The organism is Flavobacterium rhizophilum (genome assembly GCF_046000485.1).
GTDB classification, from domain to species: Bacteria; Bacteroidota; Bacteroidia; order Flavobacteriales; family Flavobacteriaceae; genus Flavobacterium; species Flavobacterium rhizophilum.
In genome coordinates this window covers 70,816-83,625 of record NZ_JBELQB010000012.1, presented here as the reverse complement: position 1 = coordinate 83,625, position 12,810 = coordinate 70,816, and the positions used below count along the sequence as shown (strand labels likewise).

Annotated in this window: 14 protein-coding genes; 8 read left to right on the top strand and 6 right to left on the bottom strand. The window is 38.6% G+C overall.

The genetic code is table 11. From position 1 onward, the window contains the following. Window positions 1–32: 32 nt before the first annotated feature. The 8 genes from ABS768_RS14755 to ABS768_RS14720 all read left to right on the top strand — a co-directional run bounded on the left by ABS768_RS14755 (window position 33) and on the right by ABS768_RS14720 (window position 6,356). Window positions 33–1,067, top strand: coding sequence for a formimidoylglutamase (locus tag ABS768_RS14755; RefSeq protein WP_408075718.1), 1,035 nt, complete (start codon window positions 33–35; stop codon window positions 1,065–1,067). Window positions 1,068–1,136: 69 nt separating this feature from the next. Beyond that, window positions 1,137–2,429: a DEAD/DEAH box helicase gene (locus tag ABS768_RS14750; RefSeq protein WP_408075773.1), complete on the top strand. Its 1,293-nt coding sequence runs from the start codon at window positions 1,137–1,139 to the stop codon at window positions 2,427–2,429. Between the two features lie 45 nt (window positions 2,430–2,474). Further along, window positions 2,475–2,906, top strand: coding sequence for a GNAT family N-acetyltransferase (locus tag ABS768_RS14745; protein ID WP_408075717.1), 432 nt, complete (start codon window positions 2,475–2,477; stop codon window positions 2,904–2,906). A gap of 78 nt (window positions 2,907–2,984) precedes the next feature. Next, a complete protein-coding gene (locus ABS768_RS14740; protein WP_408075716.1) occupies window positions 2,985–3,302 on the top strand; it encodes a hypothetical protein in 318 nt (105 codons plus the stop codon). A gap of 272 nt (window positions 3,303–3,574) precedes the next feature. Beyond that, complete coding sequence (locus ABS768_RS14735) at window positions 3,575–4,249, top strand: ATP-binding cassette domain-containing protein (protein WP_408075715.1); 675 nt, start codon at window positions 3,575–3,577, stop codon at window positions 4,247–4,249. A 2-nt stretch (window positions 4,250–4,251) separates the two neighbouring features. Next, a complete protein-coding gene (locus ABS768_RS14730) occupies window positions 4,252–5,082 on the top strand; it encodes an endonuclease/exonuclease/phosphatase family protein (protein ID WP_408075714.1) in 831 nt (276 codons plus the stop codon). Between the two features lie 2 nt (window positions 5,083–5,084). After that, window positions 5,085–5,708, top strand: coding sequence for a hypothetical protein (locus ABS768_RS14725; RefSeq protein WP_408075713.1), 624 nt, complete (start codon window positions 5,085–5,087; stop codon window positions 5,706–5,708). Window positions 5,709–5,711: 3 nt separating this feature from the next. Beyond that, window positions 5,712–6,356 carry a hypothetical protein gene (locus tag ABS768_RS14720; RefSeq protein WP_408075712.1) on the top strand — a complete coding sequence of 215 codons (645 nt, stop codon included), beginning with the start codon at window positions 5,712–5,714 and terminating at the stop codon, window positions 6,354–6,356. 31 nt (window positions 6,357–6,387) lie between these two features. On the opposite strand, the gene ABS768_RS14715 is transcribed toward ABS768_RS14720, so the two are convergent. The 6 genes from ABS768_RS14715 to ABS768_RS14690 all read right to left on the bottom strand — a co-directional run bounded on the left by ABS768_RS14715 (window position 6,388) and on the right by ABS768_RS14690 (window position 12,809). Continuing rightward, complete coding sequence (locus ABS768_RS14715) at window positions 6,388–6,825, bottom strand: protease complex subunit PrcB family protein (protein ID WP_408075710.1); 438 nt, start codon at window positions 6,823–6,825, stop codon at window positions 6,388–6,390. Further along, complete coding sequence (gene bshA, locus ABS768_RS14710) at window positions 6,825–7,955, bottom strand: N-acetyl-alpha-D-glucosaminyl L-malate synthase BshA (RefSeq protein WP_408075709.1); 1,131 nt, start codon at window positions 7,953–7,955, stop codon at window positions 6,825–6,827. Before bshA ends, ABS768_RS14715 begins: the two co-directional genes overlap by 1 nt. A 99-nt stretch (window positions 7,956–8,054) precedes the next feature. After that, window positions 8,055–8,513, bottom strand: coding sequence for a DUF1801 domain-containing protein (locus ABS768_RS14705; RefSeq protein WP_408075707.1), 459 nt, complete (start codon window positions 8,511–8,513; stop codon window positions 8,055–8,057). 25 nt (window positions 8,514–8,538) lie between these two features. Continuing rightward, on the bottom strand, window positions 8,539–11,442 hold the full coding sequence (locus tag ABS768_RS14700; RefSeq protein ID WP_408075705.1) for a glycoside hydrolase family 3 N-terminal domain-containing protein: 2,904 nt from the start codon (window positions 11,440–11,442) through the stop codon (window positions 8,539–8,541). Between the two features lie 80 nt (window positions 11,443–11,522). Next, a complete protein-coding gene (locus ABS768_RS14695) occupies window positions 11,523–12,005 on the bottom strand; it encodes an ABC transporter ATPase (protein ID WP_408075704.1) in 483 nt (160 codons plus the stop codon). 9 nt (window positions 12,006–12,014) lie between these two features. After that, on the bottom strand, window positions 12,015–12,809 hold the full coding sequence (locus tag ABS768_RS14690; RefSeq protein WP_408075703.1) for a (Fe-S)-binding protein: 795 nt from the start codon (window positions 12,807–12,809) through the stop codon (window positions 12,015–12,017). Window position 12,810 lies beyond the last annotated feature (1 nt).

Sequence of the window (12,810 nt, the reverse complement as noted above, 5' to 3'; positions counted from 1 at the left end):
AAAATAGTATTTTTGAATCGTATTATTATTGTATGGAAAATATCATAAGGTTTACAGCCACAGACTTATCTAAATATACCTCACACCGCAGTGGGGAGATTAAATTTGGTGAGCGTATGCTTACCATTCCAAAGGACGAAAAAACCTTTGAATTTCTTAAATCATGCGAAGCCAACTATGTTATTTTGGGCGTGCCCGAAGACTTAGGTGTTCGTGCTAACTTTGGTCGTGCAGGAGCTTCATCGGCATGGGAAAGCGCCATAAAAGCCATTGTTAACCTTCAGCATAACAAATTCAGTAAAGGGAATAAAGTAATTATTCTTGGACATATTGATGTTACTGATGCCATGAGGGAATCCGAAGGCTTAAATATAAACGAAAAGGAAGACCGTAAAAAGCTCTCTCAACTGGTAGAGAAAATTGACAAGGAAGTTTCTCATATTGTGGGCCGAATTATAACAGCAGGTAAAACACCTATTATTATTGGCGGAGGGCACAACAATGCCTATGGTAATATAAAAGGTACTGCACTGGCAAACGGAAAACCTGTAAATGCTATTAACTTTGATGCCCATACTGATTTCCGTCAGTTGGAAGGCCGTCATAGTGGTAATGGGTTCTCCTACGCCATGGAAGAAGGTTTCCTTAAAAAATACTACATTTTCGGGTTGCATGAAAATTATGCCTCAAAAGGTGTAATGGAGAGTATTAAGAAACTAAGCGAACGTGTACGCTATAACACTTACGAGCAAATTGCCGTAAGGAAAGAAAAAAGCTTTAGTGACGAGATGGCACATGCCCTCGGCTATATTGAAGATGAAAAATTTGGTATAGAAATAGACCTCGACTCCCTGCCTAATGTTGCCAGTAGTGCCATGACACCCAGCGGATTTAGCATAGAAAAGGTAAGACAGTTTATACATTACTTCGGGAAAAACAAAAATGCAGCCTACCTGCATCTTTGTGAAGGAGCCCCGGCGTTAGACAATGAAAAGAACAGCCATTTAACAGGAAAGCTTATCGCTTATCTGGTAACCGATTTTATTAAAGCTAAAAACGGAGAGTAACACTAATTTTATTTAACGTACCTTTGCAGCGCACCCGGTAAACTTTAATCGGGCAAGCTTTTTTATATGATGAAATTCAGCGACTTAAATTTACACCGAACTATACTCCAAGCTATTAGTGATGAAGGCTATGAAAGCCCTACCCCTATACAGCAACAGGCAATCCCTGCCGTTTTAGATGAAAAGGACCTTGTGGGTACGGCACAAACTGGTACAGGTAAAACTGCAGCCTTTGCCATACCTATGATTAATATGTTGCACCCTATTGTAGGTTCGGCCAAGAAAAGAAAAAACATCAGGGCTTTGGTAATCACACCAACACGCGAATTGGCGTTACAGGTGGGCGAAAGCTTTGAAAATTATGGTAAATATACCAATATACGTCAGTTAACCGTTTTTGGAGGTGTTAATCAGGCACCACAGGTAGACCAGCTTAAAAAAGGAGTTGATGTACTTATTGCAACTCCGGGAAGGCTTTTGGATCTTCACAAACAGGGGTTCATAAATCTGGATCACCTGCACTTTTTAGTACTTGATGAAGCCGACCTAATGCTGGACATGGGCTTTATTAACGATGTAAAAAAGATTATCAAACTTACACCCGATAACAGGCAGACATTATTATTCTCGGCTACAATGCCATTACCGATACGTGAACTGGCTGATAGTTTCCTAACAGATCCTAAGTATGTTTCAGTAGCACCTATATCAAGCACTGCCGAACTGGTTAAGCAACAGCTTTATTTAGTAGATAAAGCAGACAAACGTAAACTGCTTTATCACCTTATACGCAACGAGAACCTTAAAAACGTATTGGTATTTACCCGTACCAAACACGGGGCAGACAATGTGGTTAAAGCGCTTAAAAAAAATGGTATTGAAGCCGGAGCTATACATGGCGATAAATCACAAAGTGCACGCCAGCGTATGCTTGATGGTTTTAAGAACAAAGAAATATCGGTTCTTGTAGCTACAGATATTGCTGCAAGGGGCATTGATATAGAAAGCCTTCCATTTGTAATAAACTTTGACCTGCCTAACATCCCCGAAACGTATGTACACCGTATAGGGCGTACGGGACGCGCAGGTAATTCAGGACTGGCAATATCGTTTTGCGGCCATGATGAACTTCCTTACCTAAAGGATATCGAAAAACTTATAAGGCTAAAAATCAAGGTTATTGACAATCATCCTTATCCCTATGGTAACCAGGAAAGTGAAACCAAAAAAGAAGAGGGTCAAAAACCCGATCTCAGAAATAAAAAGAATAAAGCCCAGAGTGGTAAATCAAAACCGGGGAGCAACAATACGAAATCAAGAAAATCGGAAGCTTCAAAGAAAAAGAAAAGACGTTGGTATTAAACCAGCGTTTTTTTATTTATATTTAAATCACTTATTATTAGTGATATGACTACACGTTTTGCCACAAAACAGGATGTAAAAGCCATTTACGGCTTTATAAACGAACTCGAGAATACCGTTTTTGATTATGGTGTTTTTGAACAGTATTATTTTGAAAATCTCGAAAACAAAAATTACATCTATATAGTGGTGACAGATGCCGTACAAAACGTTATTGGCTTTTGCAGTTGCCACGGTCAGTTACTGCTACATCATCTTAGCATGGTTTTTGAAATACAGGAATTATATGTTACCCCGGAATACCGTAACAATAAAGTGGGACGGTTTTTGCTGGAAACAATGGAAAGTCTGCTTAAAGAAAAGGGATACAACCTACTGGAGGTAACCTCTAACAAACGCAGGACGGAAGCACATCGTTTTTATATAAATAACGGTTTTGCCGATACCCATTTTAAGTTTACAAAAAGGTTGTCTTAACAAGTGTTTTTACCTTTTTGTAATATATAATCGGGAGATTAAGCTTAAATTTGATAACCAACTATAATTTTTACTTTTATGAAACCTGTATATCACTATGCCACCGTACTAAAAGCCATTGAAGAACTAAGGGAAAAAGGATTTACCGAAGATTTTAACTTACATGAAAACTGCTTGGTTTGCAACACCGATAAGTTTGAAGCAGAAGAATTTGAAATCTCTCATATATATTACTACGAAGGCGATAGCAATCCCGGAGATGAAGCTACCGTATATGGTATTGAATCTAAAAGCGGAATAAAAGGTATACTGGTAACAGGTGACGAACAGGACACCGACCCAATGTCAAAAAGCATTATAGACAAACTTTTGGTAAGCCGTAACAAACGCGACTAATCCATGAGGGCATACTGGATTTTTTTCCTTAGGGTAAATCTGATTAACTTTATTGTGAGTCTGGGTATGACTTTTAATAATATAATCATGCTACCTTTAATGTTGTGTACTTTCGGGATGGCTTTTGGCTTTTTCGGGTACTACTATTTTTATAAAAACGAACTTTATTTATACTATAATCTGGGGTTTACCAAACTTAAGCTAGGGATAATGACATTGGTTATCAATGCTATCATAGCCCTGCCCCTTTTTATTTTGCTATTGCTATTATCGTGAAACAAAGTCTTTCTGTATCGGGAATTATTAAACGTTTTGGAAATAAAACCGTTCTGGACAATACTTATATGCGTTGTGATACCGGAGAGGTTATTGGTATTTTCGGGAGAAACGGCAGTGGCAAATCTACGCTCCTTAAAGTCATTTTCGGGAGTGAAAAAGCCGATAGTATTTCTATTAGCATTAACGGAAGTTACTGCAAACCAAACGAGATTATTCCACAACAAAAAATTGCCTATTTACCACAGGATCCTTTCCTTCCGAAAAATAAAACCGTAAAAGATATTATCCCAATAGTATTACCTAACGGCAAACTGCAGGATAAACTGTTTTACAGGCCGGAGATTCATCATCTTAGAGATAAAAAAGTAGGTAGCCTTTCTATGGGGCAGTTACGTTATCTGGAACTGTTAATAGTTAGCCACCTACCCCACCCGTTCCTAATGCTCGATGAGCCTTTCTCTATGGTAGAACCTCTGTACAAAGAAAAAATAAAGGAACTGCTTACCGAACTGAAACAGGAAAAAGGCATAATTGTAACCGATCATTATTACCATGATATACTGGATATAAGTGATAAGAACCTATTGATAAAAGACGGTAAAATAATACCTATAGATAAACCTAAAGAATTAATAACCCACGGCTACCTAAGAGCCGTAAATCAATAACAATGAGAAATATTTTTGCTTTGGCATTAGCCATGTTTGCCGTAGTGGCAAAAGCTCAGGATGTAAAAGTAATGAGCTACAACATCCGTCTTGACGTAGCAAGTGACGGAGAAAACCGATGGGATAACCGTAAAGACATGCTTGCAGGGCAGGTACTTTTTTTTGAGCCCGATTTTATGGGTGTGCAGGAAGCACTACCACACCAAATGCAGTATCTGGACAGCGCACTGGTTCAATACGACCACATAGGTGTAGGTCGTGACGATGGTAAAAATAAAGGTGAATTCTCGGCTATATTCTATAACAAGTCAAAATACAAAATGTTGGAAAATCATACCTTCTGGCTATCTGAAACTCCTAATATTCCATCTAAAGGATGGGATGCTGCCTATAACCGTGTTTGTACTTACGGACTGTTTGAAAACAACAAGACCAAACAGAAAATATGGATATTTAATACCCATTTTGACCACGTAGGCAATGTTGCACGTACAAACAGCGTTAAAATGATAACCGATAAAATTAAGGAAGTAAATAACGACAATCTTCCTTTTGCTGTTACCGGTGATTTTAATCTGGAGGAAAACACCGAAAGTATTAAGCTGATGTCGTCAATACTTAACGATTCAAAAAAAGTAGCTAAAATGGTTTTTGGTCCTGATGGTACATTTAATGCCTTTGAATTCCATAAACCAGTAACCAACAGGATAGATTACATATTTGTACCTCAAAAAGGGGTAAAAGTTGTAAAATATGCCGTTTTAAGCGACTCTAAGAATTGTAGATATCCGTCAGACCACTTACCGGTATATGTGGAGCTAAAAGTAAAATAAACATGAAAAAACTATTGTTCATAGGAGCTTTACTCATTATATCCTGCAAGGAAGGTAATGCTCCTGTGAATAATGATACCTATACCATAACCGACAAACAATGGATGGCTGATTCCATTGGAAAATATGATGCCACCCGACCACGCTTTAATGATTTATATGGTAGGTGCAACTTTATAATTGACAGCACTAATACTGTTTATTTCTATACTAAAGCACCTACTTATAGCAACGATTGTTTAGGCGTGGATTTCCAACCGGGTAAAACACCATTTATAAATCTTTTCCCCGATGACTTAATAAGGGTTGACAGTAAAATAATAGACCATTTTATAGAGCTGAATATAGTTAATGGTGATATGGACCCTATTACAAAACAACTGAATACTTTAGCCATTGCAACTCCAAGCGGTACTTTTAATTCCCCTTTACTTACAAACATACTTACCAAAATCACTACAAGTAAAAACAAGCCCTTGTGGATTGTTCGCCCCCTAACTCAGGAAGAAAGCATTGTACTTAAGTATAAAACACAAGACCGAACCGGAATTATATACGACCCACATTTGATTGAATGGGATACTACTAAAATCTACTTTGAAGAATACTGGCCAATACTACCATAAGCGATGAAGAAAATAATATTCATATTGTTTGTTATTCTAGGTAGTTGTAAGGAAGCAAAGCATACTGATGAAAAAGATGTTACTTATTACACTACCGAAGCTATACAGGAAAAAAATGAAAGAGAGTACTTGGTAAAACTTAAAGAATTTCGTGATAAAGATTCAGGCGGTATTGAGCCTGTATTAATACCTTATTTTTATGATGATCAATTCTATTCCAATCATAATTTTATAATCGACTCCCTTAACAATATATACTACCATTACAGACTTGAATCATATATATCTGTTATTTGTGCCACCGGATTGGCTGAAGGGCCTTTTCCTGCACCATATATACAGCTTCAACCTGAAAGAATCATTGATGTAACCGATAATATCGAAACTTTCTTAAAATCGAGAGTTATGGATTCAATTAAAAATGAAGAAGAAACCTATATTTTTATCGGTTCACAAAAGGATTCTTTTCAGTCTCCTGCAATAGATAAGTTATTCCTTAATTTCAATCCTGACTATAGAAATCGATTTATTCTTTGTCGCAGGACTACAGAGGAAGAAAATATAGTATTACAATACAAAAAAAGCGGAGAGCCTTATAATCCTGATACCATAAAATGGAATCCTGATTTAACCGCTATCCAAAAATAAAAAAATCCCGGTAGTGCCGGGATTTTTTTATTTATTCTTCTATTATTACTCTTTCGGTTTTTGGTATCACCGTTATACTATATGGAGCAGTAAGTGCCATAGTTACGTTTTCTCCCGGTTCAGGTTTACTGATATTTACTTTTACAGTAGCAACATTCCCTTCAACCATAACACTACGTACACCTATGCTGTAACCTCCTGACGATTTTTGCCCCAAAAACAGGGCTACTACGTTATTCGTATCAAAATCAACATGAGGAGCATCCCCCAGGTTCAGCTCACTGTATAACGATTGTAAATCATCCTGGTTGGTTATAACCATATCAGAACGCTGCTCCCTACCACCGTAGGCAGATTGTTGTAGAATTTCAAAGCTCACTATACCTGTAGCATTAATATTATTTACAATGTTAATTCGGCATCCGGTTACTACCAAAAGTACGATAAAAAGGCTGGCTAGTTTTTTCATTATTTGTGTTTTAAGGCTTTTTTATATAATCTTTCGTATAAAGGTACGATATTCTGAATATCAAACTCCTGAGCTACTTTTAGGGCGTTGTTTTTAAATTTAAGCAATATCTCGTCATCTTCCAAAATAGAGATTGCCCTTTTTGCCATAGTCTCTACATCACCAACATCGGCAAGATAGCCGGAATAGCCTTCCCTATTAACCTCCGGTAAACCTCCCGTATTACTTGATATTACCGGAACCCCGTTTGCCATAGCTTCAAGTGCTGCAAGACCGAAGCTCTCGGTTTCAGACGGTAGAAGGAACAAATCGCTAAAACATAAAATTTCATTGATCTCACTACTATTACCAAAAAAGATTACTTTATCAGCAAGCCCTAATTCATCACATAGCTTCTCTGCAGGTTCTTTTTCAGGTCCGTCACCCACAAGCATCAGCTTGGCAGGCATTACCTTTTGTATTTCGTTAAATATCCTTATTACATCAGGTATACGCTTAACCTTCCTGAAGTTACTGATGTGTGTAATGATTTTTTGTTTTTCGGTAGCCATCATCGAACGGTGACACGGAGAGTTTTCCTCCAGTTTCTTCTTGTCTACCTCTATAAAGTTAGGGATAACCTCAATATCCCTTTTAATATCAAACAGTTTGTAAGTATCATCTTTTAAAGCCTGAGATACTGATGTTACCACATCACTGTGATTAATACTGAAACTTACTGCCGGCTTATAGAACGGGTGGTTACCCACAAGGGTAATATCGGTACCGTGAAGTGTGGTTACCATAGGGATTTTAATTCCCTGTTCCTTTAGCATCTTTTTAGCCATATACCCTGCATAAGCATGTGGTATGGCATAGTGCACGTGCAGTAGTTCTATACCGTGAAGCTTTACCATATCTACCAGTTTACTGGAAAGTGCCAGTTCATAAGGTTGATAATGGAACAAAGGATATTCCGGAACGTGTACTTCGTGATAATGTAAGTTAGGATTCAATAAGGCAAGGCGCACGGGCTGACTGTAAGTAATAAAGTGTATTTCGTGACCGCGGCGTGCCAGTTCCAAACCAAGTTCGGTAGCGACAACTCCACTACCTCCAAAGGTTGGATAACAAACTATAGCGATTTTCATATAAGATTTAAACTAAATAAAGAGTAACGAAATTAAATAAAAAAAACGGTCGGAACCGTCTTTATAAAGAAATTAACGTAATAATTACCCTAATAAAAATTATTTTGATTTTAAATTGGCTTCATATAAATCAATCCACTGATGTGGTGTCATTTTAGAAACCAGTTCTCCTATAAGTTCAAACGGAATGTTTTCGGGCTTTTTGAAGCGTATACAACTCTTCCCCATATCCAGTTTGGTTTTAACATGTTTGGGATATTCGAACACAAACCAGTCATAAAGCTTCTTATCAGCATATACGCCCATGTGGTACAAGGCCACAAAGTTTTTTTGGGAAGCAATACTCATAAAAGGTAACGGCAGCTTAGGGTCACAATGATATCCCGGTGCATAGATCGAATGTGGCACTACCCACCCTATCATACCATACGAAATACCTTCCTGAAAACCCTTAGGCAAATTGCTTACAATAGTCTCACGAAGTTTCTCCATTACAAGCCTTCTCTCTTCAGGGATGGCTTTTAGGTATTCTTCCACACTGTCAGCTTTATACTGCATATCCTTAGGTTTTTATAGTTTATGACTATTTTATAACTGCGTCCTGTATTATTTTCTGGATATCTTCCCTTATATTTTCTTTAGAGAGTTTGTTCTCCTTTGCCTCAGGGTACGTTCTGTTAGACAGGAAAACATACACCACTCCGTTTACAGGATCGGCCCATGCCATGGTTCCTGTAAAGCCTGTATGTCCAAAACTCGATTTTGAAACACAGTCGCACGTAGGTCCCGGATTCTCGATTTGAGGTTTATCTAAACCAAGTCCTCTCCTATTACCTTCCTCACAACCGTAGCAGGTATTAAAGGTATCAAAAGTTTCCTGAGAAAAGAAACGGTGTCCGCCATACTCTCCTCCGTTAAGGTACATCTGCATAATCTTTGCAACGTCAAGGCTGTTAGAAAACAGTCCGGCATGACCGCCTACACCATCTTCCATTGCCGCCCCCATATCGTGTACATAGCCTTGTATGGTTTGGTAACGGAAGTAATTATCTATCTCAGTAGGCGGAATAAGGCTCATATCCCATTTTCGCAGTGGGTTATATGTAGTATGTGCCGCGCCTAATGGCTTGTAAAATTCATCTTCACTTAACACTGCAAGACTTTTTTTGTTAAGCCTTTCAAGGTAGGTTTTAAGCAGGATAAAAGTAAAATCACTATAGCGGTATTTCTTTTCTGTAAGTAATTTACTATCGGCTATTCGCTGCACAATAGTATCAGGGTAATCTTTTCTAAGATAAAGCATCTCTGCCACCTGATTCGGGAATTCCGGCGAATAGGCATCTCTGTAATATTTTTGTGACGGATGATTAGTACTGTCAAGCGTTGCTACATAAAAAGGCATCCAAGGCTGGAGACGCGCCTGATGTAGTAGCATGTCTTTTAGTATAATATCCTTTTTATCGGTGTTTTTAAACTCGGCAAGCATATCACCCAGTTTGGCATCCATTTTTATTTTACCCTTATCATACAACTGCATTACGTGTGGTAATGTTGATAGTATTTTGGTAAGCGAAGCCACATCATAAGTATCGGCATTAGTAACAGCGGTATTCTTTTCATAAGTATGATAACCGTATGATTTTTGGTACACCACTTTCCCGTTACGGGCAACAAGCACCTGTAATCCCGGTGCCATATTACCATCTATCGCCTTTTGGGCTATAAGATCTATTTGTGTTAGCCTTGCAGCATCCATACCGGCATTCCCCGGAGTAGTGAAGCCCAGCCTGTGTACAGTTTCGGTATCAATCCCGGTATTTACCTTATACATACTGTTTATAGAAACAGGCAATTTCCCTTTAGCTCCCACAGCACCAAAAATAACCTCGGCAGCCACAGTTTCAGCTATTGTATTGTTTTGATAAGCCAGTACCACACTCTTAATATTACTGAAGTCCTTTATTTGCATAAGCGCATAAGGCTTTACAAATGCGGCAAGTATAACCGGTCTTTCATTAGCTATAGCCTGTATCCAGTTCAGTTCTTCCTGCTTAAAGTTATGATTTTTCCAGGCACCGTCTGCTTTATGGAAACCAATAATTACCTTGGTAATATCCTTTAGTTTTTCCTTATAAAGCGGTAATGATTCCTCTTCAAGAATAGTGACATCGGCATAAGCCTGTAGTTTCTCTACAAAGTCATCATTATCTGCATCACCCATTTTGATGTAAGCAATCTTTTCATTCTCAAGGCTGCGAACAGGTAATATATTATCTTCGTTCTTAAATACGGTTACCGCATTTTCGTATAACTGATAATTTAAATCGTCGTAAGCATAATCATTAAGATCTGAATACAGATGATTCAAATCTATAGGCTTGTATTTGTTAAGCCCTGCCCTGTATTTATAGGCTAATATCTTTTTAACCGAATAAGCCAGCCTTTGCTCGCTTAGTACACGGTTAGCATAGGCTTCCTTAAACTTTTCTATTGCAAGTGGTACATTCTCTGCAAATAGTAATACATCATTACCTGCTAAGAAAGCCTCAAGATCTATCTCGCCCGGTTGCATGTAATCACTGGCGCCTTTCATATTAAGAGCATCGGTAAATATAAGTCCGTCATAACCCATTTCGTTTTTCACGATATTGGTTATCACATTATAAGATAGTGATGTTGGATAATTCTCGGTAGCCTCAATACTTGGTACATTAAGGTGAGCCACCATTATACTGGCAAGCCCTTCTTTAAACAGTTTTTTATACGGATAGAACTCTAAGTTTCTTAAACGTTCTTCGGTGAACGGAAGGTATGGTAATGAGTAATGCGAATCAGAAGCTGTATCGCCATGCCCCGGAAAGTGTTTCCCTGTTGCATACACACCCTGACTCTGCAGGCCTTTCATAAGGGCAAGAGCCCTTTCGGTTACATTTTCCTTATCTTCTCCAAAAGAACGGTTACCGATAATAGGGTTTTCGGGATTTACATTGATGTCTAACACCGGAGCAAAATTGAAGTGGATTCCCATTCTGCGGGACTGCATCCCCATTTGCTCGCCCATTTTTTCAATAAGACGCATATCCTGAACAGCACCAAGCGTCATATTCCACGGATAGCGGTAAGTAGAATCAAGCCTCATACTCAATCCCCATTCTCCGTCTATACCTATAAAAAGAGGTGTTTTAGCTGATGCCTGATAGCGGTTGGTAAGCTTTGCCTGCCTAACCGGACCTCCCTGAAAAAATATGAGTCCGCCTACTTTATAATCCTTAACAAGCTTTTCTACTTCCTGCACATGGGTTTCATCCTTATTGGAATATGCGGCTACCATAAACAGTTGTCCTACCCTTTCTTCAAAACTCAGCGAATTATAAACACTGTCGGCCCATTTTCGTTCGGCTTCTGTTTTATAATAGGTAAAGTCGGGATTGTGCTGCGCAAAGGCAACTTTTATAGTAAGAAGAAAAAGTATCGTGTAAAACCTCATTAAATATCTGCTTTTTAAAATAACAAAATCATCACTATACTGGCGTAGAATGATGATTTACATACTAATATCAGTCCTTTTTAAAAGAAACGACTGTGCCAGCTCTCTCCTGCAGGTACCTCCCAATAATCCTGCCATTCTCCTACGGTATTCACAAGATTATTAAAAACGATGGTATTAGCGGAAACCGACTTGGCTTTTGCCATTTTCCTGAACTCTATAAGCGGTTTGTGAGTAATATGCTCACCCTGCTTAAAGGTTACATTCATTTTATCCAGCAAGTCTACATCGTACTTCTTTTCAAGCTCCTGTATAAAATGCACTGATGCATCAATAGAACAGCCCGTTGCCGACTGATTATCCTGATTAACAGCAAGAATAATAAACCTGTTGTATTTTATCTGATAAGAAGCTTCCAGGCCTGAGCCGTGTGCTGCCCAGTTGCCTATGAAAACTTTTAATGCCTCATCTATTTCGGAAATCTCTTCGTCAGAGAATTTCCTGTTTGACTGATAAATCCAAACTCTGGATTCTTCAGGTAGTGTATCAAAGGGAACGTACATAATTATTTTTTATAAATCCTTCGCGTTGGCAATTAGTTCTGCCACATCCATTACTTGAACATTCGCTTCCCTGTTCTTCGCTTTAACACCGTCGGTTAACATGGTATTACAAAACGGACAGCCCGCTGCAATAATCTCAGGGTTAGTTTCAAGGGCATCTTCTGTCCTTTCAACATTCACATCCTTATTCCCCTTTTCAGGCTCTTTAAACATCTGTGCGCCACCGGCACCACAGCAAAGCCCGTTACGACGGGAACGTTTCATTTCAACCAGTTCGGCATCCAGCTTCTCTATAAGGTCGCGTGGTGCTTCATATACATTGTTTGCCCTCCCCAGGTAGCATGGGTCATGAAAAGTGATTTTCTTACCCTTAAACTGGCCACCTTCAATTGTAAGTCTGCCTTCATCTAAAAGCGACTTTAAAAACTGGGTATGGTGAACCACTTCATACTTACCTCCTAAACCGGGATATTCATTTTTAATCGTATTAAAACAGTGCGGACAAGCAGTTACAATTTTCTTAACCTCATAACCGTTTAGTACCTCGATATTCATCATGGCCTGCATTTGGAAAAGAAACTCGTTACCGGCTCTTTTTGCAGGATCTCCGGTACAGCTTTCTTCTGTACCTAATACTGCAAACGAAACATTAGCCTGATTAAGTATCTTAACAAATGCTTTAGTTATTTTTTTTGCCCTATCGTCAAAGCTGCCTGAGCAACCTACCCAAAATAAAACTTCGGGTTGTTTACCCTGGGCCATCATTTCGGCCATTGTTGGCACTGTTAAATTTTCCTGACTCATA

Excerpts from the sequence above, each read along its gene's own strand:
- ABS768_RS14755 (WP_408075718.1), top strand. The coding sequence starts at position 33 with ATGGAAAATATCATAAGGTTTACAGCCACAGACTTATCTAAATATACC.
- ABS768_RS14750 (WP_408075773.1), top strand. The coding sequence starts at position 1,137 with ATGAAATTCAGCGACTTAAATTTACACCGAACTATACTCCAAGCTATT.
- ABS768_RS14745 (WP_408075717.1), top strand. The coding sequence starts at position 2,475 with ATGACTACACGTTTTGCCACAAAACAGGATGTAAAAGCCATTTACGGC.
- ABS768_RS14740 (WP_408075716.1), top strand. The coding sequence starts at position 2,985 with ATGAAACCTGTATATCACTATGCCACCGTACTAAAAGCCATTGAAGAA.
- ABS768_RS14730 (WP_408075714.1), top strand. The coding sequence starts at position 4,252 with ATGAGAAATATTTTTGCTTTGGCATTAGCCATGTTTGCCGTAGTGGCA.
- ABS768_RS14725 (WP_408075713.1), top strand. The coding sequence starts at position 5,085 with ATGAAAAAACTATTGTTCATAGGAGCTTTACTCATTATATCCTGCAAG.
- ABS768_RS14720 (WP_408075712.1), top strand. The coding sequence starts at position 5,712 with ATGAAGAAAATAATATTCATATTGTTTGTTATTCTAGGTAGTTGTAAG.
- ABS768_RS14715 (WP_408075710.1), bottom strand. The coding sequence starts at position 6,825 with ATGAAAAAACTAGCCAGCCTTTTTATCGTACTTTTGGTAGTAACCGGA.
- bshA (WP_408075709.1), bottom strand. The coding sequence starts at position 7,955 with ATGAAAATCGCTATAGTTTGTTATCCAACCTTTGGAGGTAGTGGAGTT.
- ABS768_RS14705 (WP_408075707.1), bottom strand. The coding sequence starts at position 8,513 with ATGCAGTATAAAGCTGACAGTGTGGAAGAATACCTAAAAGCCATCCCT.
- ABS768_RS14700 (WP_408075705.1), bottom strand. The coding sequence starts at position 11,442 with ATGAGGTTTTACACGATACTTTTTCTTCTTACTATAAAAGTTGCCTTT.
- ABS768_RS14695 (WP_408075704.1), bottom strand. The coding sequence starts at position 12,005 with ATGTACGTTCCCTTTGATACACTACCTGAAGAATCCAGAGTTTGGATT.
- ABS768_RS14690 (WP_408075703.1), bottom strand. The coding sequence starts at position 12,809 with ATGAGTCAGGAAAATTTAACAGTGCCAACAATGGCCGAAATGATGGCC.